Consider the following 23,768-nt stretch of genomic DNA (forward strand, 5'->3'; position numbering starts at 1 on the left):
CTTACGCTGAACCGTTGGTGTCTTGGCTGTGGACGGCGATGCCGTCTTGTCCTAATGCTTCAGGAAGAAACTCTTCTCAGCCTCGGCGATGAACACGACCATGTGGTCCTGGGCGGCGATGGCATCTCGGCGCAGGAAGGCGTCGTAGAGTTTGGCCATGCCATTGATCACGATCGGTTGGGTCGACGGATCGCGCAGGGTGCCGAAGCGAACAACCTGCACATGATCGGCGAAGCGGGAGATGGTGGCTGCCAGGCGCGCGTTGCGCACTGCGCCAAGCCACGTTTCGCGAAACGCCACATTGGCGACCGAAAGCTCGATGGCATCACTCGCCGCGAGAGCCGCGCGCGCCCGCTCAAGTGCATCCTTCAGGAGCTCATCGCCCTGCGCGTCGAGGTCTCGCGCCGCATTGGCGGCGGCCCGCGGCTCCAGCAGCTTGCGGACTTCGAAGATGTCTGTGATGTCGGCAAGCGTGAGACGTGGAAGCGCGAAGCCCCGCGTGGTGCCGACGACGTAGCCCTCGTTCATCAACTGCAGGAGAGCTTCGCGGACAGGCATCCGGGACACGCCCATCGCCTCGGCGATGTTCACGTCGATCAGGCGCTCGTCAGGTCCCACCTCGCCTCTCTGCAACCGGCCGCGGAGGTCAAGGTAGATCTGTTGGCGAAGGCTGTCGGGGCGTCCCGCAAAACGCCCAGCTGGTTCAGATTGCGCCGTCATGGCCCAGGCTCCTCTTAAACTGTATTCAATATACATTTTGAGAAGCCCGCAAGGAATTCGTTTACCTTTTGGCTGCCGCTGCGGAGTCTCGACCGATAACGGGAGCTCTAAGCCATTGTTTTAATAAACGTTAATCATATGCGAACGATGGTCCACCCACAGGCCCGCGCGCCGGCTGGCCCTCATCCGGGCCGTGGGGACCCTTTCTGTCAGGCAGTTGGGAGGGAGCGCCGAGTCATAGCGCTTGACGGCGGGCACGGAACACGAAACATTTTAAACTTAAAGCATATCGTTTGGGTCTCCCGGCGATCAGCAGTGAGGAAACCCCATGTCGTGGATCTGCGAAATTGCCGTCACGGGGAGCACAGACCTTCGATCCGGACTGCGCGACTGGCAGGCCAACAACGAGCGACGCTTTGCCGAGTTACCGGGCCTGTCGGCCGCCGATTTCTACATTCCAACTGAACAGGCCAGTCAAGATCCGTTCAATCACGAAGTCGCTGGGCCGCTGCTGATCGTCATGCTCGAATTCGCGAGCGAAACTGCCCTGCGCGCTGCTTTGGCCGAGGCGACAATCGCGAGCGGTCTTGCCACGCTGCCGCCCGGACTTGCGGCCACCGCCAGTGTCTTCGAACGCGCCTTCTATCCCGTTGCCGATGACGAAACCGCAGCACCCCTGAAAGCACCCGTCTCCTACGTGGTGCGCTATCATTTGCCCGCAGACGATGAGGCCGCTTTCATCAGGAATTACGTCGACAGCCATCCGCCGACACAGGCAAAGCTGCCCGGCATTCGCGCGATCATGTGCTACTTTCCCCGTCCGGACATCACGGTGCTCGGCGTGGCGGCCGTCGATTATCTCGTCGGCAACGAGGTCGTGTTCGACACCGTGCAGGATTTCAACGCAGCCATGAAATCGCCCGTCCGCCACGAATTGCGCGCCCATTTCAAGGAGTTTCCTCCTTTTTCCGGCGCGAACACTCACTTCCTGATGCATCGCCGCCGTCTTCTGCCGCTGACACCCGCCATCTGATGCTTCCCTGCGCAGCGTTCGCCCAAAGATACCCCATCGGCGCTGTTGCGGCCGAAGAGAATTCATTTTAGGCTTGAAGTAATTTCCAGACGAGAACGGTGCCCGCGGCAACCGGGTTCGCGTCGCCCCGCACGGGACGCGAAAACGAATTCCCAGCCGAAGGCCGGGAAGCCCGCAGAGGCTCCGCAAAAGACGACGCCTCATCGAGCCGTCCGGCCTTCGATCAGGCTCATCAACAGAGGGTCGACATGACAAGCGATATCAAGCGGAGAGACGTCCTTCAGATGCTCGCGTTCGGCGTGGCGAGCGGCGCCCTCATGGTCCACGCGACGCCCGTGCTGGCGCAGACGTCGGACAGCGTCACCATCGGCTGGCCAAGCGACGTGCCGTCTTGGGACCCGAACCAGCGGTTCACGCCTGACGCGCAGCCCATCTACAAAATGGTTTTCGACCAGCCCCTCGACCAGAGCCCGACACTCGAAATCATTCCCAGTCTCGTGACCAAATGGGAACTTGCCGCCGACGGGCTCAGCATGCCCATCGAGCTGCGCGACGACGTCTTTTTTCACAACGGCGACAAGATGACGATGGAGGATTTCCGATATTCCTTCTTCGAGCGCATCAAGGCCGGCCACAAGCTCGATACCGCCAATTCCTGGCGCCATGTGTCCGACATCGAGATCCTGTCGCCCACGAAGGGCGTGATGCGTTTCAGCTCACCGGCTCCGACGGCCCCCCAGTGGCTGACATTCCTCGGCAGCTACATCGTACCGAAGAAATACATGGAATCCATCGGGCCGGACGCGTTTCGCGAAAAGCCTATCGGCACCGGGCCCTATAAGCTCGTCGAGCATCAGCTCAACTCGCGCATCGTGCTGGAGCGCAACGAGGCCTATTGGGGACCGAAGCCCAAGATGCGGCGCGTGACGTTCGACATCATCAAGGACCCGTCGGCGCGCATCGCGGCGATCCAGTCTGGCCAGGTCGATCTCGTGACGAGCGTCCCCGTCCGCGAAGTCGAACGCCTGCAGAAGGATCCCAATCTGGCGGCCGAAATTAACCCGTTCACCCGCGTCATTCTCCTGCAGGTGCGCAACGATCTCGGCTTCTCGGACAGCAATGTGCGTCTGGCAGCCCACTACGCCATCGACAAGGCTGCGCTCTCGAAGGCCTTCTACGGCGGCGCGGCCGTCCCGCTATCTGTCGTGGCAACGCCGGGGACGGCGGCCTATCTCAAGGACTTCAAGTTCGATTTCGACGTCGAGAAAGCAAAGGCCCTGCTGGCGAAATCCGGCTTCAGCGTCGACAAGCCCGCCAAAATCCGCTTCGCCGCCACCAACGGCCAGTTCCCGAGCGACTACGACATCGCCCGCGCCCTCGTGCAGATGTGGAAGAAAGTCGGCATCGAGGCCGAGCTTGAGACCATCGAATACGCCAAGTATTTCGAACTGAACCGGGGTGGAAAGCTGCCGGAGGCGACGCTCTACAGCTTCGACAACGCCACCGGCGATCCGGAGATTTTCGCCGGGTACCTGCTCAATCCAAAGATGCCGTTCGGCACCTGGAAGGGCATGGAAATCGGCGAGAAGGTGCTCGCGCTGTTCAGCGAGCCCGTCTACGACAAGCGCATCGCCGGCTACCGTTCGCTCAATCAGGAGGCCGTCGAGGCAGGCGCCACGATCCCGCTGCTGCAGAGCGTGCAGACGGTGGTTCGCAAAAAGAACCTCAACTACGTCAAGTATGGCAACGCCTGGATTCTGGCCAACAAGATGTCCTGGTCCTGATCGCTCGAACAACGCCGTTTCGCCAGAGGAGCCCGGCAGATCCTGCCGGGTTCTCGATTTCCGCTTCCTGAAACGGAAAGGATACGAGATGTTCGCGACCATCGCCAAGTTGCTCATGAAGCGGCTGATCGTGGCGATTCCGATTCTGCTGGTCGTCTCGGCGTTGCTGTTTATCATCCTGCGCATTCTGCCCGTCGACCCCGCCGCCATGTCCCTGCCGCCGAACGCGACGTTGGCCGAGATCGAAGCCAAGCGGCTTGAGATGGGACTTCACCTGCCGCTGATCCAGCAATATGGAATTTGGCTCGCGCAGGTCCTTCACGGTAATTTCGGTACCTCCATCCATTTCCGGCGCGATGTGGCGTCTCTGGTCATGACCACCCTGCCGTCAACGATCGAGCTTGCGGTCTTCGCCATGCTGATCGCGTCAATCATCGGCATTGCGGGCGGGCTGATCCTTTTCCACGTCCGCGGCACCCGCAAGGAGGCCGGCCTTGATTTCGGTTCGATCCTGCTGCTGTCGCTGCCGGAATTTCTCTGGAGCCTCTTTCTCATCCTGCTGTTCGGCGTCGCGCTCGAATGGCTGCCGTTCACCGGAAGGCTCAGCCCCGGCGTGGAACGCCCGACGATCACCGGTTTTCTGCTTCTCGACTCGCTGCTCGCCGGCAAGCCCGCCGTGTTCTGGAATGCGGTGCAGCACATGCTCCTGCCGTGCTTCGCGCTCGGCATCTCATTCTCGCCGTCCATCATGCGGGTGCTGCGCTCGAGTCTCCTCGACGTCTACCAGGACGACTACATCCACCAGGCGCGCCTGCGCGGGTTGTCGGAGCGGCGCATCCTCATCCGCCATGGACTTAAGAACGCCATACTGCCCACCCTCAGCCTCATGGGCGTGCAGTTCGGCTTCCTGTTCGGCGGCACCCTGCTCGTCGAGGTGATCTACTCCTATCCCGGTATGGGAAACCTCATGGTGGATGCCATCCGCAACGCGGATCTGCCGATCATCCAGGCCGTGGGTCTGACCTATTGCATCGTCGTGCTGGTCATCAGCATCGCGGTGGACAGCCTGTACCTGATCCTCAACCCGAAGCTGAGGGTCCGATGACATCCCTTCCCGCCTGGCTGAAATCCGGCCGTGTCCTCATCGGGTTGACGATCATCACGATTGTGGCGGTCTGCGCGATCTTCGCGCCCTATCTCGCACCACACGACCCCTCGGAGCAGGATCTTCTGGCCATGCTGCTTCCGCCCGCATGGGCCCAAGGGGGCGATGCGGCCTATCCGCTGGGCACCGACAGCCTCGGCCGTTGCGTCCTCTCACGTCTCATCTTCGGCGCGCGGGTGGCCCTCACGGTGGCGTTTCTCGCATCGATGGGCGCGATGATCCTCGGGGCCGTTCTTGCCCATGTGGCTGGTTATTTCGGCGGCTGGATCGACTGGTTCATCGGACGCATCGTCGACGTATGGATGTCGTTCCCGCCGGTCATCCTGTCGCTGATCCTCATGGTCGGGCTTGGAACCGGCTTGAGAAACGTCATCCTGGCGATCATCCTCGTGGACTGGACACGGTTCTGTCGTGTGCTTCGCAGCGAAGTGCTCGTCGTCACGCGACGCGATTACGTGGCCGCGGCCCGTCTGCTCGGCTTCTCGCATTGGCGCACCATTACCCGGGAGATCGCGCCCGCCACCTTGCCGCTTCTCATCACGCTCATGAGCCTCGAAATGGGCGTTGCGGTAATCGTGGAGGCCATCCTCTCGTTTGTCGGTCTCAGCGTCGGCGCGCAGACGCCGGCATGGGGACAGATGATCGCCGATGCCCGTCAGAATATCTATCAGGCACCGTGGAATTTGATCTGCCCGATCCTCGCCATCTTCTTCACCGTCTTCGGGTTCAACGTCCTGGGCGATGGCCTGCGGCGCACGCTCGACACGCGCCTGAGCGAAACGGAGCGCGCCTGACATGAGCCTTCTCACTGCGCGCAATCTGTCAGTCGGGGCATCGACCCGCAGCGGCGATTTCCCGGTCATCAGCGACCTGAATTTCTCACTCGCCCCGGGCAAGATCCTCGGGCTCGTCGGCGAATCCGGCGCCGGCAAATCGATGATCGGGCGGACCATCGCCCAGTTTCTCCCCACCGGCTTCTCGGTCACCGGCGGAACGCTGGAATTCGACGGCGACAACCTTGTCACGATGGATTCGCACAAGCGGCGAAACCTGCTCGGCCGCGATATCGTGTTCATCCCCCAGGAGCCGCTTTCGGCTCTCAATCCGGTTCTCACCGTCGGCCAACAGATGCGTGAGCATCTGCTGCGCATTGGCCATACTGACCAAGCGCCCTGGCGTGAACGGGCGCTTGCCGCATTCGAGTCGGTGCATCTGCCCCACGGTGCCGGGCTCCTGGACAAATATCCGCACCAGTTGTCCGGCGGCATGTGCCAGCGGGTGCTGATTGCCATGGCGTTCGCCAGCAGGCCGCGCCTGGTGATTGCCGACGAGCCGACGACAGCGCTCGACGTCACCATCCAGGCCCGGATCGTCAAGCTGATCGCCGAGATGCAGAAGCGAGACGGGACGTCCGTCATCTTCATCACGCACGATCTGAAGCTTGCCGCACAGATCTGCGACGAGATCCTGGTGCTCTATGCCGGCAGGCCGGCGGAGCGGGGACCGGCCCGCGCGTTGTTCTCTCAGCCAGCCCATCCCTATACGCGCTGCCTGCAGCTGGCCAATCCCAGCATGAGCGGCGAAAGGCGCGGATTGTTCACCCTGCCGGAGCGCATGCCGGGGCTGCGCGCCATCAAGGACCTGACCGGCTGCCGCTTTGCCTCCCGCTGCCCGGCGGTCATCCCGGCCTGCCGGGAGGCCGAACCACCTTTCCTCGAGATCGGACCTGATCACGTGGCGGCCTGCATCCGCCCCGAAATCGCCGCGACCATCATGCCGCCGCCGCCTTTGCCCATGCCGGAAACGGCGAGCGGCGAGCCGCTGCTGTCGGTCGACAAGGTCACGAAGTCATTCGTCACCAGCTGGAGCCTGCTGCGCAAGACAACGGAGTTTCGCGCCGTCAACGAGGTCAGTTTCGCGCTCGGCGAGAATGAATTCGTGGGCATCGTCGGCGAGAGCGGCAGCGGCAAGAGCACGCTCGCGCGCCTCGTGGTCGGCCTCGATCAACCGAGCGGCGGCCGCGTGGTGATGGCGGGCCGCGATGTCACCGCCAATCGCCGCGACGACAAGGCCTTCCGCCGCGAGCACGTCCAAATGGTCTTCCAGGATCCGCAATCCGCCCTGAACCCCCGCCGCAGGGTCGCCAGCATCGTCACCCAGGCCATCGAAGCGGCCGGTAAGCGAGGCGACAACACGGCCCGTCTCGATCGCGCCCGTCAGCTCCTCGCGGAGATCGGCCTTCCGCCCGAGGCCGCGTTGCGCTTCCCCTCGCAGCTCTCGGGTGGACAGAAGCAGCGGGTGAACATCGCCCGGGCCTTGTGCGCGGTGCCGCGAATCCTTGTGGCCGACGAGATCGTCTCCGGTCTCGACGTGTCGGTGCAGGCGCAGTTGCTCGACCTTCTGCTGCGTCTCCGGCAGGAGCGCGGCTTTGCGATGCTGTTCATTTCGCACGATCTCTCCGTCGTCCGCTATCTGTGCGATCGGGTGCTGGTGATGTATCGCGGCGAGGTGGTCGAAAGCGGTCGGACCGAAGAGGTCTTCTCGGCTCCCCGCCATGCCTATACCCGCACGCTGCTGTCCTCGGTGCCGCCTGACGATGCGCAACTTGACTGGTCTCCCGATACCGTCGGCGACGTGGCCGCAGGAGTAAGATGATGAGAGCTGTTGAATATGCCGCTTATGGCGGCCCAGAGGTTCTTCAACTCGCGAGCGTCCCGTCTCCCCATTGCGGCCCCGGCGAGGTGCTGGTCGAGATGCACGCGGCAAGCGTCAATCCGGTCGATGGGAAAATCCGCGCCGGTCTGCTGAAGCCTGCACCCGGGCCGTTTCCGGCGCGAACGGGGCGCGACGGCGCCGGTTTCGTACGCGCGCTCGGAGAAGGCGTCTCACCGGAATGGCTCGGCCGGCGTGTCTGTTTCGTAGCTCCGCGCGGACAAGGCACGTGGGCTGAGGAGGTGGTGATGCCAGCCTCCCTCATTGCCCCCATTCCCGACACGCTCGCGTTTACCGACGCCGCGGCGCTCTCGCTTGCCGGCATCAGCGCCTGGATCGCCCTTGTCGAGACGACACGCATCACACCGGGCATGCGGGTTCTTGTCCATGCGGGTGCGGGTGGCGTCGGCGGCATGGCGGTCCAACTCGCCCATGGGCTGGGCGCCACCGTGATCGCCACCTGCTCGCGCCGCAACGCCGATTACGTGCGCAAGCTGGGAGCGTCCGAGACCATTGCGTATGACGAGGTGGCGTTTGAGACAAAGGTGCAGGACCTCGACGTCGTTCTCGACCTCATGGGTGGGGACGTGCACAGGCGAAGCTACGCGACCCTCAAAAAGGGCGGCACTTTGGTCTATCTCAACGCCCAACCCATCGAGGATCGCGGCGCGGAATTCGGCGTCGACGTCGTGATGGCGCAGATCCTGCCACATCAAGCGGCTCTGGCCGCCATTGTGGCGCGGGTGGCCGACGGTACGATGGTCTCGACGCTATCGCGCGCGCTGCCCTTCGATGCGTTTGCGGAGGCCCATCGTTTGTCCGACAGCGGGCATGCACGCGGCAAGATCGTGCTGGCGATCCGGCCGCCGGACTAGCTGCCGTCGCGTTTGGCAAGGGCCAGGAGAACCCGCCGCGTCGCTGCCACATCGTTAACGTCGAGACCGGCCAGATGCTGCTCCTCGAACGCGTGAGCACGGGCCGTGATCCGGTTGAGACGGTCGAGCCCCTCCTGCGTGATGGCAAGCGCTCCCGGCGGCCGTGGCGCGACACAGCCCATGCCGACGAGCTTGGCGATCGCATCCTCAACGGCCGAAACCCCGAGGAAGGCAAGCCGGGCGATTACTTCCGCCGATGCGCCCGAGCGTGTCGCGAGGAACGCAAGAACCCGCGTCTGGTTTGTGTCCAGGCCTTCAGTGTCGCGATGCTCGTCGAATGCGCCGGAGAGATAGGAATAGGCCCGCACCAGCAACGGCAGAAAGAAATCATCGCGCGGATGGGCGGCCGCATCGACGGTGAGGTCCGATGGCGCGGACGGGTGGTCGAGCGCCAACGCATAGCGCCCCTGCGCGAACAGCAGACTCGCGCGATCGAACCAGCGGTAGCGCTCCACATGACCGATGAAGATCATATGATCGCCGCCATCGTGTGCAGACACATGGCGACACTCGAATTGCGCCGCCACTCCTGCGAAGAGCGGGCATCCGCCCAGTCCGGGAATCCAGTCGCAGTTGCCGAACTTGTCGTCGGTCGAACGCGAGAAGCGGTTGGACAACGCAATCTGATCGGCTGCCAGAACATTGATGGCAAAATGCGGCGCTCCCTGGACCGCCGGAAGGTTTCGCGATTGTTTACGCAGCGACCACAGCACCAGAGGCGGGTCGAGAGAGACCGACGAGAAGGAATTGGCCGTAATGGCGACCGGCCCGTCAGCGGTGGCGGTGGTGATGACCGTCACGCCGGTGGCGAATTGCCCCAGCGCGCGCCTGAAGGCGCGCGGATCGAGCGCCGGATCGCCCTCGTCCAGCAATTGAGGATCGGCAGGGTGCTTGTTTTCCATGTCAGACACGCAGGCCCGCTTCGCGCAGGAGCGGCAGAACGTTGTCGAGGAAATAGGGCAACTCGTCCTTGAAATTGACGAACGACACCGTGGTCCCCGCAAAGCCGGCCTCGCTCATGCGCACCATCTCGGACGCGATATGCTGCGGCGTTCCGATCAGCGGATAGGTTCCAGCGCCGCCTGCAAACCGTTTGCGATGCAGACGGTAGGCATCGGCCTCGTGGGAGGTCGAGAATTTTTCCTTCTGGCCCATGTAATGATCGACGCTGACCTGATCGGCCTCAGTCGAGGCATAGAGTTCGTAGTAATCCTCCGCCTCCGCCTGGCTCGGCCGGCAGACCACGTGGCAGGTGGTGAAGACCCCCACATCGCGACCCTGCTCGGCCGCACGGCGCTTCATGTCCTCGATATGCTCGCGACCCTTGTCGACCTCCGTGAAGGTGGTGAACAGGAAATCGGCGGCCCGCGCCGCAAAATCCCGGCCGGGGGGCGAGAATCCGGCGTTGAGCGTAACCGGGCGCGGCGTCTGGATCGGACGCGGCAGACCCGACACGCCCTTCAGCTTGTAGAACTGTCCGTCATAGTCGAACGGTCGCGTCTCTGTGTAGATGCGGCGGATGATATCGAACCATTCGAGACCCTGCTCATAACGGTTCTCGATGAGGTTGAGACCGAACATGCCGAACTCTTCGGGATTCCAGCCGCAGACGATGTTAAGGCCGGCACGACCGTTGGACGCATGGTCGATGGTGGCCAGCGCCTTGGCGGCGAAAACCGGGTGAACCATCGGCACATGCACTGTCGAGAACACCGCGATGCGCTCCGTGATCCCGGCCAAGGCAGCCGCGAAGGTCAGCGTCTCGTAGGACCATTCGCGGCTGTTCATGTCGCCGCCGAAGCCCTTCCAGCGCGCGATCGGCAGGAGGAATTCGAGACCCGCCTTGTCGGCCATGCGGGCGACCTCCGCGATCTCGCTCCAGATCGCGGGCCAGCGCTCCGGCACCTTCGTCAGCGTCAATCCGCCATCGGCGTTGAGCGAGAAGACGCCGATCTTGAACTTGTTCGGGCCGTGCATGGGATGCGGGAGATGGGACGTCATGGCGTGCTCCAGAGGCGGAAGGTCTAGGATGCGGAAAGTTTGGCAGACGACATCCGGGCGACGGGTGCCTTCTGCGGCCGGACGGGTGACGAGGCAGAAGCCAGCACCTTGCGTGCCGCAAGATCGCGATAATAGCGCGCAGCCGCCTGGATGAATGACAACGCGCAGGCACCGGATGCAGCGGCATTCCCGTCATGGAACGCCTGCGCCCACGCCTGCAGCAGCGCCAGCGCATCGGAACGCGCCTTCGGCAGCACCAGTGTCGCCCGACGCACAAGCCCGGCTTGATCGTCGAACCGCAAAATCGTTTCGCGCAGTCGCGCGTTGGGCACGCAGGCGATCCAGGCGGCGCGAAAGGCATAGTTCGCCGCGAGGAAGCGCGCCTCATCACCTTCGTCCTCCGCCGCGCGCGCATCGACAAGCGCGGCAGTGAGCGCGGCGCGCGCATCCTCGTCGAGGGCAAGCGTGGCGCGCTCAGCCGCGACCGGCTCAATCAGACTGCGGACATCAAAAATCTCGTCCATCGCGGCAAGGCTGGGATTGGGGATCTGGAATCCGCCCTCGCCGGTCTCGAGCAGCCCATCTGCGACAAGCCGCGCCAGCGCCTCGCGCACCGGCGTGCGCGACACAGCCATCGCCTTCGCGAGTGAGGAATCGACAAGCCGGTCGCCGACGTTGAAGGCGCCCGACCGGAGTTGCCCGCGCAAGGTCGCGTAGATCTGATCGGCGAGCGGGGGCGCACGGCGGACAGTGTCGAAAACGAGTTTGCTCATGGACCGCTCCGCTGAGGTGTCAGGCGGAAAGCCTTGCAAACCTCGTCGACCGTCGACAGAATACAGTTTAGGGAAAGTCGACCCGGCGCGTCAAGCGGCGCGTCGAGAGGATGGAAGGGACCGGATGCCAACCCCATACGCATCATTCGCGCGCACCGTCGTCGCAAGCCCCGGCACCATATTCCTGCGCGCGCCCGCCTCCGCGCAACTCGCCTACGCGCCGGAAGGGTTCGAGATCAGCTATGAGGAGGCCGCCCGGGCCGTCGAGGCGGTCCGGCTGTCCTACGCGGCCGCGGGCTACGGCCACGGCGTCACCGTGGCGCTTCTGCTTGAGAACCGGCCTGTCTTCTTCTGGCATTGGCTTGCGCTCAATGCATTGGGCGTGGCGATCCTGCCGATCAACCCGGATCTGCGCGCCGATGACCTGGCCTATCAATTCACCATCGCCGAGCCTGATCTCGTCGTGGCGCTGCCTGAGCGGGAACCCTTTATCCGCTCCACAGGCATGGACGCGACACGGATTGTCGGGCCGGATGGGCCATTCCCAACCTGTCGCCTGACGACCGTGAGAAGCACCGGAGGGCCGGACGATGCCTGCGCGCTGCTCTTCACCTCGGGCACCACCGGCAACCCGAAATGCTGCGTGCTGTCGAACGATTACTTCATGCAGCTCGCCCGATGGTATGTGGGCCAGGGCGGCATCGCCGAGATGAAGCTGGGCAAGGAGGTGATCCTGACGCCCCTTCCCTTCTTTCACATGAATGCGCTGGGCTGCTCCGCCCTCGGCGCCATTCTGATGCAAGCCACCTTGGTGCCGCTCGACCGCTTCCATGCCAGCACCTGGTGGCGGGCGGTTGCCGATTCCCACGCGACGGTGATGCATTATCTCGGCGTCATGCCGGCGATCCTGCTCAAGCTTGCGACCACCGACACGGAGCGTTCTCACCGTGTGCGTTTTGCCTTTGGGGCGGGCGTCGACCCGCGGCACCAGGCGATCTTCGAAGAGCGGTTCGGCATCCCCCTTGTGGAAGCCTGGGCCATGACCGAGACCGGCGGTGGCGCCGTCACCTCCACGGCCGGAGGCGAGCGCCATGTGGGCGAGCGTTGCATCGGTTATCCGCGAGCCAGCATGAACTTTCGCATCGTAAACGAGAACGGCGAGGACGCCTCTGCCGGCGAGGCTGGCGAGTTGCTCGTGCGGAGCGCCGGCGCCGCGCCCCGGAAGGGGTTCTTCACCCAGTACCTCAAGGACCCCCTAGCGACGGCGCAGGCATGGGCCGGTGGCTGGTTCCAGACCGGCGACGTGGTGCGCCAAGGCGCCGATGGGGCCTTGTTCTTCGTCGATCGCAAGAAGAATATCGTCCGGCGCAGCGGAGAGAACATCGCGGTGGTCGAAGTCGAAGGCGTCTTGCAGAACCTTGAGCCGGTGGCGGGCGTGGCGGTGGCGCCCGTCCCCGACGACATTCGCGGCGAGGAGGTTTTTGCGCTCGTCAAACTCCACGACGGAAAGCCCGCGACTCTGGAGGATGCCAACCGCACGGCCGAAGCGCTCGCACGCGCCTGCGGCGAGCAACTTGCCTATTACAAGGTCCCGGGCTTTATCGCCTTCGTCGACCATCTCCCGATCACCGCGACGCAAAAATTGCAGCGTGCCGAAATCCGGCGGCTGGCGGAAGGAGCCCTTGGCGATTCTGGCACGGTGGATCTGCGCACCCTCAAGGCGCAACTGCGCCTCACGGCGTCGGCTTGAGCCCGGTGAGCGCATCCTACAATGGCGTCGTCGTCGTGGCGCCGGTGACGATCCCGTATCGACGCTACGCCCAGCACGATGCCCATTGGTTTCTCGCCAAGGCGGTTGCGGGGTTGCGCGACGCCGCAGGCCTTGCAACCGACGACATCGACGGCCTGGCCGTCTCCAGCTTCACGCTTTTCCCCGACACCGCTGTCGGGCTGACACAGCATCTGGGGTTGACGCCGCGCTTTCTCGAGCATGTGCCGATGGGCGGTGCGAGCGCCGTGGTGCAATTGCGGCGGGCGGCCCGCGCGGTGCAGGCGGGCGATGCGTCGATCGTGGCCTGTGTGGCGGGCGACACCAACCGGGTCGATTCATTCCGCCAGAATCTCGCCAATTTCAGCCGCTTCGCGCGCGATGCGGTCTACCCCGTGGGCGCAGGCGGCCCAAATGCGAGCTTCGCCCTTCTGACCGCTTACTACATGCGGGTCTACGGAGCGAAGGCGGCAGATTTCGGCAAGCTTTGCGTGGCGCAGCGCGACAATGCGCAGACCTATCCATATGCCCTCATCCGCAAACCCCTCACGCTCGACGAGTATCTGACAGCCCGGCTCGTTGCCGACCCGCTGCGCCTGTTCGACTGCGTCATGCCTTGTGCGGGCGCGGAGGGCTTCCTCGTGATGCGCGAGCAGGACGCCCGCGGGCGTGGACTTCCGTTTGCCCGCATTCTCGGATCGATCGAGCGTCACAATGCCTATCCGGAAGACCCGATTCAGATGCGGGGCGGCTGGGCCATGGATCGCGACGATCTCTACGCGCAGGCCGGTGTCGGCCCGGCCGACATGGACTTCCTCCAGGCCTATGACGACTATCCCGTCATCACGGTGATGCAGCTCGAGGATCTGGGCTTTTGCCCGAAAGGCGAAGGGGCCGATTTCGTGCGTCGCAACTCTTTCACCGCCAAGGGATCGCTGCCGCTCAACACCTCGGGTGGACAATTGTCGGCCGGTCAGGCAGGCGCTGCAGGCGGCCATCTGGGGATGGTGGAGGCGATCCGCCAACTGACGAGGCAAACCCTGTCTGCGCCCATTCCTGACGCCCGCATCGGCCTCGTCAGCGGTTTCGGCATGATCAATTATGATCGTGGCATCTGCACGGGTGCCGCCATTCTCGCAGCCTCGGAGGCCTGACCCATGTCACCTTCACGCTCGCCGCCGAAAAATCCGGTTCTCAAGACGCGAGAACCGACCGTGCCGCCCGGCCTGCGCAGCCGCGCGGCTTTGCGTCTGACGGCTGCCGCATGCGAAGGACGTCTGGAGCTGCAACGCTGCCGTGCCTGCAGCGCCTTTCAATATCCACCCCGCGAAGCCTGCACCCAATGTCTCTCGACGCGGCTCGAATGGACCGAATGCGACGGGGTGGGCGAGCTGATATCCGAGACCATCCTGCATCACAGCAATGAGCCCTATTTCCGCGAACGCGTGCCGCTTCGCGTCGGGCTCGTGCGCCTCGACGTCGGCGTCACCATCGTTGCGCACGTCGATGGGGCCTGCGCCCCCGCCCCGGCCCGCATTCGCCTCGCCGCGCATCTCGACAAATCAGGACAGGCAGCGCTCGTGGCGCATCCGCCGGAAGGCCCCACCGACATGACCACATCGCAGACGCATCGCGACATGACGTGCGACCCGCGCGGTCGCAAGATCCTCGTGACGGATGGCAAGTCGGAGACGGGTGAGGCGCTCGTAAAAGCCTTTATTGCGGCGGGCGCCGACAAGGTCTGGGCGGGTGTCGCAGAGCCTTGGAAAGACGCGACCGCCATCGATAAACTGGCGCAGCTCGAAGGCGTGACAACGGTCCCTCTCGACGTCACCGACGCCCGCTCGGTCGAGGCGTTGAGCGGCCTGATCGGCGGCAAGGTCGACATTCTCGTAAACAATGCCGAATTCCACCGCCACAAGCCGGTCGGCGCGCGGGGCGTCGAGACGGCGCGGGCCGAAATGGATGTCAATTATCTGGGCCTGCTGCGACTGATCGAATCCTTCGGTCCGGCGCTCAAATTCCGCGCTGCCGACGGGCCGAACGGCGCGTGCGCCTGGGTCAACATCCTGTCGGTCTACGCATTGTCGGCGCTGCCGTCACAAGCGACGTTCACCGCGTCGAAAGCTGCGGCCTTTGCTGCCTCGCAGGCGTTGCGCGCTGACATGATGGGTGTGGGTATCCGCGTCATGAACGTGTTTCCCGGTCCGATCGACGACGCGTGGAACCAGACCGTTCCGCCACCGAAGCTCGCACCGTCCGCGCTTGCTGCCGCGGTGGTCGCATCGCTGAAGGCTGGCGTGGAGGATGTCTACCCGGGCGACGTCGCGCAGGACATCCTCGCCCGCTGGCGTGAGAGCGCCAAGGTTCTCGAACGCGAACTGGCCGATCAATGACGCCCTCGGGACAAGACCTGCTGGACCGCATGGCGGGCGCACTGGCCAGGCGCCGCGTGCGTGTCATAGATCTGACCCAGACGCTGTCGCACAGCTTCCCGAGCATCGTGCTGCCGCCGGAATTCGATCAATCCGCGCCGTTTCGCAGCGAACCCATTTCGCGCTACGACGCCGACGGACCGGATTGGTATTGGAACAATTTCTCCTGCGGCGAGCATACAGGAACGCATTTCGACGCGCCGATCCACTGGATCACCGGCCGTGACGATCCGCGGGGCGCGACGGACAGCATTGAGCCTTCACGCCTCATCGCCCCGGCCTGCGTGGTCGATTGCGAGGCCGAGACAGCGAAGGATGCCGATTTCCTCCTGACGCGCGATCACCTTCTCGCATGGGAGCGCGACCATGGACGGATCGAGAAAGGCAGCTGGCTGCTGATGCGCACAGGCTGGTCGAAGCGCTCCGACGCGACGCTCTATCAGAATTTCGACGAGACCGGCCTGCACACGCCCGGCCCGGATCTCTCGGCCGTTCGCTTCCTCGTGGACGAGCGGCAGGTCATCGGGTTCGGCTCGGAGACAATCGGCACGGATGCCGGGCAGGCCGCGCATTTTTCGCCGCCCTATCCGTGTCATTCGCTGATGCATGGGGCGGGCCGGTTCGGACTCCAATGCCTCACCGGCCTCGAGCTCCTGCCGCCGAAAGGCGCGCTCTTGATCACGCCGCCGCTGAAGATCCTGCGGGGAAGCGGAAGTCCCCTGCGGGTGCTCGCGCTAGTCGAAGCCGCGGATTGACCGCGGCTTCGGAGCGTCATCCGATCCGGGTCAGGTCCTGAACGACTCGACCATGCGATCGAGTGCGGTCTCGAGCTGCGCAGGATCGCGGCAGATGCACATGCGCAGGAAGCCGCGCGATGCCTTGCCGAACATGAACCCCGGCGCGAGACCAACGCGCGCCTCATCCAGGATCTTGCGGCAGGCAACGCGCGAATCCGGCTCGTTCGCGAGCGAGAAGAACACGTACATGCCACCCTTCGGCTTATTGGGCAGCACGATCTGAGGGACCTGCGACAGCTTTTCGTAGGCCAGATCGATGCCATGGCGGCAGCGGTCGCGCATCTGCAACGCGAGACCCTCACCCTGTTCGATCGCCGCGAGTGCGCCGGCCTGCACAAAACCGGCGGTGCCGCTGTTCATGTACTGCGTCATGGCCGCGACCTCGCCCGCAACGGAGGCCGGATGCGTCAGCCAACCCACGCGCCAGCCGGTCATCGCCCACGCCTTCGAGAAGCTGTTCACGGTGAGAACCAGATCCTCCGGTTCGGCGAACTGCAGGATCGAGGGCGCGGAACGCCCGTCGAAATAGAGACGGTTGTAGACCTCGTCGGAAATGATCCAGATGCCCCGCTCGCGGCCGAAAGCGAGCAAGGCCTCGAAATTCTCGCGGGTCGCGACCCAGCCGGTCGGATTGGCGGGCGTGGAGAAGACGATCGCGCGCGTGCGTTGATCGCAGGCAGCCTTGATGGCCTCCATGTCCAGCGTCCAATCGCCGTCAACCAGCGTGAGGGGCACGGGACGGGGCTCACCGCCCGCCAGGTGAATCAGGTTGTGGATGTTGGGCCATTGCGGCTCCACATAGACGACGTTCTGTCCCAGATCGACGATGACGTTGAGCGCAAGCAGAAGCGCCTGCATGCCACCCGGCGTCACCGTCGACCGGTCGACCGCAATCGGCACCCCATGCAGCTCGGTCTGATAATTGGACAACGCCTGCGAGAGGCCTGGCGCGCCGCGCATGTTGGGAATGTAGAACGTCATGCCGTCGTCGAGGGCGGACTTCGCGGCCTCGCGGATGAATTCCGGCGTGACCAGATCGCCCTCGCCGTACCACAGCGGAATGACCCCCGTCAGCTGCTGCGCGCGCACGGCCAGTTCGGCGATATTCTCTGTCGGGAGATCCTGCACGAGCGGGCGGATGTGTGTGACGGCGGGCTGCTGGTAGTCGTTCCGAAGGAGGCTTGGCGTCTGGTCGAGCTTGGTCACCGGTGTGATCTTTCCTGATTGGCGTCTGGCAAGAAGCGTTCGAGAGCTCATCGAAGCGGATGGCCAAACCCTCTACCGATGCCCTCATTATTTCAAGCTTAAAGTACATTCCCGGTTTTGACGCCGCTTCGGGCTGGGGAAAATCAGCGCGGGACAGGAGGCCTCGGCGGGGCCTGCCCAGACATTCTAGGCTTGAAACAATAGCCGCAGTGGCGATGATTGAATGACCGTCGTCATGCGGCCGAGGTTGACTGGAAACGTGTCCCGCCGCTTATCGCCGGCCCGATACGGCAAGGTTCGAGAGCGGCAAATCGGCGTTCCGTTAGCAAGCCTTCAGACAGAGGAAAAGTCATGAGATTCAGTCTTCGGTGTCAACTGGCGGCGGCTGCCGTTCTGCTCGCCCTGAGCGTGCCGGCCCTTGCGGCCGAAAAGCTGGTCGTGGGCGCCTACCCGTCCAATCCGCCCTGGGAAGCCAAGAACGAAAAGGGCGAGTTCGAAGGCTTCGAGGTCGATCTCGCCAAGGCGATCGGCGAGAAGCTCGGCCGCCCGGTGGAATTCCAGGACCTGGGCTTCCAGGCGCTCTTCGCCGCAACGAGCTCCGGCCGCATCGACATGGCGATCTCGTCCATCTCGATCACCAACGAGCGCCTCAAGAGCCAGTCGTTCACGCAGGGCTATTACGACAGCGATCTCGCCCTCGTGAGCGCTGCCGGCTCGAAGCTGAAATCGATCGACGAGGTCAAGGGGCAAAGCCTCGGGGCGATTTCCTCGTCGGTCGGGGAAGCGTGGATCAAGGAGAATACCGCCAAGTACGGGATCGGCGCCTACAAGGGCTACAACACCCAGCAGGACCTGATGCTCGACACCCGCAACGAGCGCGTCGCGGGCGCCATCGGTGATATCGCGGGCTTTCAGTTCGCGTTTCTGAAGATGCCCGGCATGAAGGTCGTCGCGCGCATTCCCACCGGCGACCAGTTCGCCATCATGATGCGCAAGGGCTCGCCGCTGCTGGAGCCGGTCAACGAGGCAATCTCGGCCTTGAAGAAAGACGGCACCATGGCGAAGCTGCACAAGAAGTGGCTGGGCACCGATCCCGAGGCCGGCGCCAGTGTCGTGACGGTCAAGCCTGTTCCGAGCGCGCCGTAACGCCCGCATTCCCGTGATATGAAGGTATTCCGCTATCGCGCCTGCAGTAGCGGAACCTGAAGGTGTGTGCCGATGGGTTTGGTCGAAACCTTTTTCAATTGGGACGTTCTGGTCCGGGCCATGCCGCTGCTGCTGCAGGGCCTGATCACCACGCTGCTGCTCGGCATTTCAAGCATCGCCGTGGGCATGGTGGCGGGTCTGCTGATCTGCGTCGTGCGCCTTTACGGCGCGACCCCGCTGCGGCTTCTTGCCGTGATGTTCATCGACATCTTCCGCTCGGTGCCGGTGCTCGTGGTGTTGATCCTGATCTACTACGCGCTGCCCTTCCTGGGCGTGCGCTTTTCGTCCTTCACGTCGGCGATGATCGCGCTGGCGCTAGTGTTCTCGGCGTTTACGGCCGAGGTCATTCGCGCCGGCATCGAGGCGATCCCACGCGGGCAGTTCGAGGCGGCCTCGGCGCTGGGACTGCCATTCCGCTTGACGCTTTTCAAGGTGATCCTCCCGCAGGCCATGCGGATTGCGATCCCGCCGCAGACCGGCAATTGCGTGGCACTCCTCAAGGATACGTCTCTGGCATCAGTCGTCGCGATGCCGGATCTGCTGAAACAGGCAACAGACGCACAGGCCTTCTTCGCCAATCCGACGCCGCTCATCGGAGCAGCCCTCGTCTATCTCGCCCTGCTGTGGCCGCTGGTACGGCTGGTGGCTTATCTCGAACGCCGCAGCCGCATGCAATCCACGCGGTAGGCTCACACGCCCCGTGCTTGTCCGGACCGGGCGGATGTGCGACACCGGTTGCCGTTGAAGGCGAACCGGCAATGAGGCCATCGAGATGAGTGGGGGGCCGTCGATCAAGCGCACGCGCGTCCCGGCCCGCAGAGCGCGCAGCAAGGTCGGCCTTCCCGGTCCCACCGCCAGCGATACGCCCTTCCGCCCGAACGTGTTGCCAACAAACGCGGAGGCCGGCGGCCAGGCGCCAACCTTGGGCGAAGTCGGCCTCAGTCACTTCGTGCCCTATCTGCTCAACCGCATTTCAGCGAGCTGGAATGCGAACATGCAGGACACCTTGCGCCCGTTCGGCATGACCACGACCAAGATGCGCACGCTGGCGGTGCTCAGCGTCATGCCCGGTCTCACCATCAACGATCTGGCCGTCCATGCGGTGACCGAGCAATCGACCATGAGCCGGACTCTCGATGCTCTCGAGGAGCAGGCGCTCATTCGCCGCGAGGCACGCGCCGACGACATGCGCGTGCGCGAGATCTACATCACCGAGGCCGGTCGGGCGCTGTTCGGGCGAATCTGGCCGCGGATGTACGACATGTACGGCCACCTGTTCGACGGGGTGGACGAGGCCGAGCTGAGACAGCTGATCGGGACGCTGCACAAGGTGCTGCGCAACGTGCACGCCATCGGCGTCTAGCAGCCCCCCCCTCAAGATCCTCGCTCAGGCGTAGATACTTTCGATTGTCTTGAACGCGCCGTCGAGCGCGGTGCCATCCTCATCCAGGAGAGCTGCCTGACGCAGGCGCTGCATCCACACCGCGCCGTCGGGCTTTCCAATCAGCATGGGGGCGGCCGCCAGCACCCGGTCGAATTTCGACTGGCCACGGGCATGGGTATCCGAATAGCCCTTGACCAGCCGGCGGCTGTTCAGCACTTCCACCGCCAGATCGTAGTCGCGCGGCAGGATCGTGAGCGCGGTATCGAGCCAATGCTGAAGGTGCGCCATCTCCCGGCCATGTCGGAGCGCACGCCGACGCATTCCCTTCATGGCAGCCAGCACGTAAAGCGTGAGAAACCAGCCGATGGTGCCGGTTTTCACACGCCGCCCGCGGTTCACGACCTTGTCGAGCGCCTTGAAAAGCGCCGGGCGCGACTCGATAAAACGGCCGAGAGAAGCCGGCATCGTGCCGGTAACCTCCTCCATGCGCGGATGCATGTATTCGGTCGTATAAATCAGCTGGTCGTCCTTGACGCCGACCTCTTTCTTGACGCGGTCGAACCGGCTGGCGCGCGTCTTGAGATCGGCCACCCGGATCACGTCGTCATAAGCCATCGACACAGCAAGATACTTCGCGGCCGATTGCGTGAAAGCGTGATCCTTCGCAGCGCCGCCATGGGCGATGTCGTTGCGCAGGATCTCGTCCATGCGGTCGAGATACTCGTTGGCGTAGGCCGGGTCCTGGTAGTCGACAAGTTTTTTCACCCCGGCGAACAGCATCGCGTGGGCGGATTCGGGAAACGCGCGGATGCGCACCAGCAGGGCGTCGAGCGCGGCGTGGCCGGTCGCCGCGGGCAGGACGGGAAGCACCTTGGCGCCGTCCGGCACCACCGGATCGCGCGGCTCTTCCCGCGTGCGCAGATAGGACGCGTGGAAAGCCTTGAGGCTCGGGGCCACACCCTTGCCGCCGGCGCTGATGGCGGCCTCATAAGCCGAGACATCGAACGGCAGCACATCGGCGCCGGCAAGCGCGCCGAACATGGTGGCCGAGATCACGCTGCCATTGGTCTCGGCAAGCGACTGCATGTCGAAGGCGATGATGCGTTTGGCCGCGATGCCGGCAGCTTCCACAACCGTTAGCGGATCGCCGATGCCGTCGCCGGGCTTTTCCTTTTCGCCGACGGCGAAGGAGCGGTGCGTCGAGGTGATGAGCGTCGTGCGCTCGGGCGTCACCAGCCCGCGCAGGATCGAGCGGCCAGCTTCCATGAACTCGGCGGCCAAGACCACATCGACGTCGCCGGGCGTCGGCATGAGCGACAGGATCGCCTCCGCCCCCTCGCGCACCGGCAGAATCTCGATGTAGTAGATCGTGGCGCCCGTGCGCTGGGCCACGCCCGGAACCGAGGTGGATTGCGCGATCCAGCCGCTGTGTTCGGCGGCGGCCACGATCCAGTCCGCCAGCACACCGCCGCCCTGCCCGCCCATGGCCAGGATCGCAATCGCAATGGGCTTGTCGGTCGACAGGCGGAGGGGAAAAGTCTCGTGGCGGGTCATCGGCAATACCCTTCTGGCAGAATTCACATGGGCGTGGTGTCTTCCACGCAGAACGCTAGTGGGCGAAGGTCAGGCGGCTTCTGTCACGGCGGCGCTGCAGAAACCCGATCACCGCGCCGCGAACGCGCGCGAGAAAGCGGTCGTGCGGCGTCGGGTTGTAGATGACGTCGGCCCGATAGAAGGACGGGCAGAGGACAGCCGCTTCGGCGACTTCGCCGCAATTGCCGCAGCCGACGCAGGAATTGTCGATCGCCGCCACCGGATCGTCCTTCAGCGGATCGTCGGTGTGCTTGACCGACAGGGACGGGCAGCCCGACAGGCGGATACAGGCATGGTCGCCGGTGCACACATCCTCATCCACGCCGAACCGCTCGCGCACCATGCGCTTGCCTTCCTTCACGGCCTTGCCGAACAGCGGCTTCACGCGCCGCTGCTTGTTCAGCATGCATTCGGAGGACGCCACGATGATGTGCGGACCCGGCTCCTTCGTCGTCAGCGCTTCCTTCAGGGTGTCGCGCATCTTGGCGACGTCATAGGTGTTGTCGATCTGGCGCACCCACTTCGCCCCGATGCCCTTCACCGCATCGACGATGCTGTTGTTGGTGGTGCGATTGGGGTTGTCGGCGCGTGACGACAGGATGTCCTGACCGCCGGTGGCCGCCGAGTAATAGTTGTCGACGATCAGGATCACGCCATCCTGCTTGTTGTAGACCGCGTTGCCGATGCTGGTGGACAGGCCGTTATGCCAGAACCCGCCATCGCCCATCACGGCGATGGATCGCTTGTCCGATTCCACGTTGAAGGCCGAGGCCGAGGCCGGCCCCAGGCCGTAGCCCATGGTGGTCGCGCCGATGTTGAACGGCGGCAGGATCGAGAACAGGTGGCAGCCGATATCGGCCGCCACATGATGTTGCCCGAGTTCCCCCTCGACCAGTTTCATGGCGGCGAAGATCGGGCGCTCCGGACACCCGGTGCAGAAGCCCGCAGGCCGCTGCGGCACGACGGCGTTCAGCGCCTTCACGCGCGGGTCGTCGAGAGTGGGCGAGGCGTCGGGCAGCGGTGGCCGGTTGCCAAGGACGCTGCGCGCGTGGGTCTCGAAAAATTCGGTGAAGCCTTTTACCAGCACCGGCGCGGTGTATTCGCCGCCGAGCGGCAGCATGTCCTTGCCGTGCAGCTTGGTGTTGATGTCGCGCCGCCGCAGGACGGTGCTGAGCGTCTGCTCGATATATTCGGGCTGACCCTCCTCCACCATGATGACGGCCGTCTTGCCGATGCAGAACTCGGCGATCTCGTCGTCGATGAGCGGATACGTGACGTTGAGCACGTAGAGCGGGATGGCGGATTCGCCGTAGACATCCGCGAGGCCAAGGAACTGAAGCGCCCGCATGACGCTGTTGTACATGCCGCCCTGCAGGATGATGCCGACATCGCCCTCGGCCGGCCCGAAATGCTCGTTCAGCTTGCGCGACTTGATGAATTCGACCGCCGCCGGCCAGCGCTTCTCGAGCTTTTCCTTCTCGTGCATGTAGGCTGCCGGCGGCAACACGATGCGGCTGAGATCGCGGCGCGGATTCTCGAGCGCCTGGCGCAGGGTATAGGGCGGCTTCTTGTTGTCCTTGGCGACGAACTGCCCGTGGACGTGACAAGTGCGGATGCGGACCTCGAGCATGACGGGGGTGTTCGAGGCTTCCGACAGCTCGAAACCATTCTCCACGGCCTGGACGATCGAGGGCAGATGCGGGCGCGGATCGAGCAGCCACATCTGCGATTTCATGGCGAAGGCGTGGCTGCGCTCCTGCATGATCGACGAGCCCTCGCCGTAATCCTCGCCGATGATGATGAGCGCCCCGCCCGTCACGCCGCCGGAGGCGAGGTTGGAGAGCGCGTCACTTGCCACATTGGTGCCGGCGGTCGATTTCCAGGTGACGGCGCCGCGCACCGGATAGAGCACGGAGGCCGACAGCATGGCGGCCGCCGCCGCTTCCGATGCGGAGGATTCGAAATGGACGCCGAGTTCGTTGAGCACGTCCTTGGAATCGGCCAGCACATCCATCAGATGCGAGATGGGCGAACCCTGATAGCCGCCCACATAGGAGACGCCGGATTGCAGGAGGGCCTTGGTGATGGCGAGGATACCCTCGCCCCGGAAGATCTCGCCGTCGCCGAGCTTCAGGTCTTCCACTTCCCGTGCGAATGAACGTTCAGCCATCGTGAGATCTCCTGCGGGGTCGTCGGTCGTCAGAGGGCGCGATAATTGTATGCATTTGCATATATATACTTGCGCGAATGTCTCGA

General features: G+C 64.0%; 20 protein-coding genes. 13 read left to right on the forward strand and 7 right to left on the reverse strand.

All coding sequences use genetic code 11. The annotated features are described in order from the left end of the window. Positions 1 to 51: 51 nt before the first annotated feature. On the reverse strand, positions 52 to 720 hold the full coding sequence (locus J4G32_RS02640; protein ID WP_210484065.1) for a GntR family transcriptional regulator: 669 nt from the start codon (positions 718 to 720) through the stop codon (positions 52 to 54). Between the two features lie 328 nt (positions 721 to 1,048). Here J4G32_RS02640 and J4G32_RS02645 point away from each other — a divergent pair, with 328 nt between their 5' ends. From J4G32_RS02645 to J4G32_RS02670, 6 genes are all read left to right on the forward strand, one after another. After that, positions 1,049 to 1,753: an EthD domain-containing protein gene (locus J4G32_RS02645; protein ID WP_210484068.1), complete on the forward strand. Its 705-nt coding sequence runs from the start codon at positions 1,049 to 1,051 to the stop codon at positions 1,751 to 1,753. Positions 1,754 to 2,001: 248 nt separating this feature from the next. Further along, on the forward strand, positions 2,002 to 3,537 hold the full coding sequence (locus J4G32_RS02650) for an ABC transporter substrate-binding protein (protein ID WP_210484072.1): 1,536 nt from the start codon (positions 2,002 to 2,004) through the stop codon (positions 3,535 to 3,537). Between the two features lie 88 nt (positions 3,538 to 3,625). Continuing rightward, positions 3,626 to 4,642, forward strand: coding sequence for an ABC transporter permease (locus tag J4G32_RS02655; RefSeq protein WP_210484075.1), 1,017 nt, complete (start codon positions 3,626 to 3,628; stop codon positions 4,640 to 4,642). Then, positions 4,639 to 5,496, forward strand: coding sequence for an ABC transporter permease (locus J4G32_RS02660; protein WP_210484078.1), 858 nt, complete (start codon positions 4,639 to 4,641; stop codon positions 5,494 to 5,496). Before J4G32_RS02655 ends, J4G32_RS02660 begins: the two co-directional genes overlap by 4 nt. A 1-nt stretch (position 5,497) precedes the next feature. Next, positions 5,498 to 7,357 (forward strand): dipeptide ABC transporter ATP-binding protein, encoded by a 1,860-nt coding sequence (locus J4G32_RS02665; protein WP_210484080.1) that lies wholly within the window; start codon positions 5,498 to 5,500, stop codon positions 7,355 to 7,357. Beyond that, positions 7,357 to 8,289 carry an NADP-dependent oxidoreductase gene (locus J4G32_RS02670; protein WP_210484083.1) on the forward strand — a complete coding sequence of 311 codons (933 nt, stop codon included), beginning with the start codon at positions 7,357 to 7,359 and terminating at the stop codon, positions 8,287 to 8,289. The genes J4G32_RS02665 and J4G32_RS02670 overlap by 1 nt, the downstream gene beginning before the upstream one ends. Here J4G32_RS02670 and J4G32_RS02675 read toward each other — a convergent pair. Genes J4G32_RS02675 through J4G32_RS02685 form a run of 3 tightly spaced genes read right to left on the reverse strand, consistent with a single transcriptional unit; the run spans position 8,286 to position 11,123 of the window. Continuing rightward, positions 8,286 to 9,251, reverse strand: coding sequence for a flavin reductase (locus tag J4G32_RS02675; RefSeq protein ID WP_246504837.1), 966 nt, complete (start codon positions 9,249 to 9,251; stop codon positions 8,286 to 8,288). The two genes, J4G32_RS02670 and J4G32_RS02675, sit on opposite strands and share 4 nt — an antisense overlap. Before the next feature lies 1 nt (position 9,252). Beyond that, the gene (locus J4G32_RS02680) at positions 9,253 to 10,350 is read right to left on the reverse strand and encodes an LLM class flavin-dependent oxidoreductase (protein ID WP_210484089.1); all 1,098 of its coding nucleotides are present in this window, start codon (positions 10,348 to 10,350) and stop codon (positions 9,253 to 9,255) included. Between the two features lie 23 nt (positions 10,351 to 10,373). Next, the gene (locus tag J4G32_RS02685) at positions 10,374 to 11,123 is read right to left on the reverse strand and encodes a GntR family transcriptional regulator (RefSeq protein ID WP_210484092.1); all 750 of its coding nucleotides are present in this window, start codon (positions 11,121 to 11,123) and stop codon (positions 10,374 to 10,376) included. Between the two features lie 124 nt (positions 11,124 to 11,247). Here J4G32_RS02685 and J4G32_RS02690 point away from each other — a divergent pair, with 124 nt between their 5' ends. Genes J4G32_RS02690 through J4G32_RS02705 form a run of 4 tightly spaced genes read left to right on the forward strand, consistent with a single transcriptional unit; the run spans position 11,248 to position 16,081 of the window. Beyond that, positions 11,248 to 12,873, forward strand: a complete 1,626-nt coding sequence (locus J4G32_RS02690; RefSeq protein ID WP_210484095.1) for an AMP-binding protein — start codon at positions 11,248 to 11,250, stop codon at positions 12,871 to 12,873. A 5-nt stretch (positions 12,874 to 12,878) separates the two neighbouring features. After that, positions 12,879 to 14,045: a thiolase family protein gene (locus tag J4G32_RS02695; protein ID WP_343232576.1), complete on the forward strand. Its 1,167-nt coding sequence runs from the start codon at positions 12,879 to 12,881 to the stop codon at positions 14,043 to 14,045. A gap of 3 nt (positions 14,046 to 14,048) precedes the next feature. Next, complete coding sequence (locus tag J4G32_RS02700) at positions 14,049 to 15,287, forward strand: SDR family NAD(P)-dependent oxidoreductase (RefSeq protein ID WP_210484114.1); 1,239 nt, start codon at positions 14,049 to 14,051, stop codon at positions 15,285 to 15,287. Positions 15,288 to 15,343: 56 nt separating this feature from the next. After that, entirely contained in the window at positions 15,344 to 16,081 is a 738-nt protein-coding gene (locus J4G32_RS02705; RefSeq protein ID WP_343232577.1) for a cyclase family protein, read from the forward strand. 30 nt (positions 16,082 to 16,111) lie between these two features. On the opposite strand, the gene J4G32_RS02710 is transcribed toward J4G32_RS02705, so the two are convergent. Beyond that, on the reverse strand, positions 16,112 to 17,329 hold the full coding sequence (locus tag J4G32_RS02710; RefSeq protein WP_343232578.1) for a pyridoxal phosphate-dependent aminotransferase: 1,218 nt from the start codon (positions 17,327 to 17,329) through the stop codon (positions 16,112 to 16,114). A gap of 351 nt (positions 17,330 to 17,680) precedes the next feature. Here J4G32_RS02710 and J4G32_RS02715 point away from each other — a divergent pair, with 351 nt between their 5' ends. The 3 genes from J4G32_RS02715 to J4G32_RS02725 all read left to right on the forward strand — a co-directional run bounded on the left by J4G32_RS02715 (position 17,681) and on the right by J4G32_RS02725 (position 19,898). Beyond that, entirely contained in the window at positions 17,681 to 18,475 is a 795-nt protein-coding gene (locus J4G32_RS02715; protein WP_210484135.1) for an ABC transporter substrate-binding protein, read from the forward strand. A 72-nt stretch (positions 18,476 to 18,547) separates the two neighbouring features. Continuing rightward, a complete protein-coding gene (locus J4G32_RS02720) occupies positions 18,548 to 19,222 on the forward strand; it encodes an amino acid ABC transporter permease (RefSeq protein WP_210484138.1) in 675 nt (224 codons plus the stop codon). A gap of 85 nt (positions 19,223 to 19,307) precedes the next feature. After that, positions 19,308 to 19,898, forward strand: coding sequence for a MarR family winged helix-turn-helix transcriptional regulator (locus tag J4G32_RS02725; RefSeq protein ID WP_210484141.1), 591 nt, complete (start codon positions 19,308 to 19,310; stop codon positions 19,896 to 19,898). A gap of 24 nt (positions 19,899 to 19,922) precedes the next feature. Here J4G32_RS02725 and J4G32_RS02730 read toward each other — a convergent pair whose 3' ends face one another. Then, the gene (locus J4G32_RS02730; RefSeq protein ID WP_210484144.1) at positions 19,923 to 21,473 is read right to left on the reverse strand and encodes an indolepyruvate oxidoreductase subunit beta family protein; all 1,551 of its coding nucleotides are present in this window, start codon (positions 21,471 to 21,473) and stop codon (positions 19,923 to 19,925) included. 55 nt (positions 21,474 to 21,528) lie between these two features. Further along, positions 21,529 to 23,682: a ferredoxin family protein gene (locus tag J4G32_RS02735; RefSeq protein ID WP_210484147.1), complete on the reverse strand. Its 2,154-nt coding sequence runs from the start codon at positions 23,680 to 23,682 to the stop codon at positions 21,529 to 21,531. Positions 23,683 to 23,768: the final 86 nt, after the last annotated feature.

This window comes from Microvirga antarctica, from assembly GCF_017921815.1.
Lineage (GTDB): Bacteria > Pseudomonadota > Alphaproteobacteria > Rhizobiales > Beijerinckiaceae > Microvirga > Microvirga antarctica.

Coding starts and splice junctions, on each gene's coding strand:
- J4G32_RS02715 (WP_210484135.1), top strand. CDS start 17,681: ATGAGATTCAGTCTTCGGTGTCAACTGGCGGCGGCTGCCGTTCTGCTC.
- J4G32_RS02725 (WP_210484141.1), top strand. CDS start 19,308: ATGAGTGGGGGGCCGTCGATCAAGCGCACGCGCGTCCCGGCCCGCAGA.
- J4G32_RS02650 (WP_210484072.1), top strand. CDS start 2,002: ATGACAAGCGATATCAAGCGGAGAGACGTCCTTCAGATGCTCGCGTTC.
- J4G32_RS02660 (WP_210484078.1), top strand. CDS start 4,639: ATGACATCCCTTCCCGCCTGGCTGAAATCCGGCCGTGTCCTCATCGGG.
- J4G32_RS02640 (WP_210484065.1), bottom strand. CDS start 720: ATGACGGCGCAATCTGAACCAGCTGGGCGTTTTGCGGGACGCCCCGAC.
- J4G32_RS02645 (WP_210484068.1), top strand. CDS start 1,049: ATGTCGTGGATCTGCGAAATTGCCGTCACGGGGAGCACAGACCTTCGA.
- J4G32_RS02720 (WP_210484138.1), top strand. CDS start 18,548: ATGGGTTTGGTCGAAACCTTTTTCAATTGGGACGTTCTGGTCCGGGCC.
- J4G32_RS02680 (WP_210484089.1), bottom strand. CDS start 10,350: ATGACGTCCCATCTCCCGCATCCCATGCACGGCCCGAACAAGTTCAAG.
- J4G32_RS02665 (WP_210484080.1), top strand. CDS start 5,498: ATGAGCCTTCTCACTGCGCGCAATCTGTCAGTCGGGGCATCGACCCGC.
- J4G32_RS02655 (WP_210484075.1), top strand. CDS start 3,626: ATGTTCGCGACCATCGCCAAGTTGCTCATGAAGCGGCTGATCGTGGCG.
- J4G32_RS02670 (WP_210484083.1), top strand. CDS start 7,357: ATGAGAGCTGTTGAATATGCCGCTTATGGCGGCCCAGAGGTTCTTCAA.
- J4G32_RS02735 (WP_210484147.1), bottom strand. CDS start 23,682: ATGGCTGAACGTTCATTCGCACGGGAAGTGGAAGACCTGAAGCTCGGC.
- J4G32_RS02730 (WP_210484144.1), bottom strand. CDS start 21,473: ATGACCCGCCACGAGACTTTTCCCCTCCGCCTGTCGACCGACAAGCCC.
- J4G32_RS02690 (WP_210484095.1), top strand. CDS start 11,248: ATGCCAACCCCATACGCATCATTCGCGCGCACCGTCGTCGCAAGCCCC.
- J4G32_RS02675 (WP_246504837.1), bottom strand. CDS start 9,251: ATGGAAAACAAGCACCCTGCCGATCCTCAATTGCTGGACGAGGGCGAT.
- J4G32_RS02685 (WP_210484092.1), bottom strand. CDS start 11,123: ATGAGCAAACTCGTTTTCGACACTGTCCGCCGTGCGCCCCCGCTCGCC.
- J4G32_RS02700 (WP_210484114.1), top strand. CDS start 14,049: ATGTCACCTTCACGCTCGCCGCCGAAAAATCCGGTTCTCAAGACGCGA.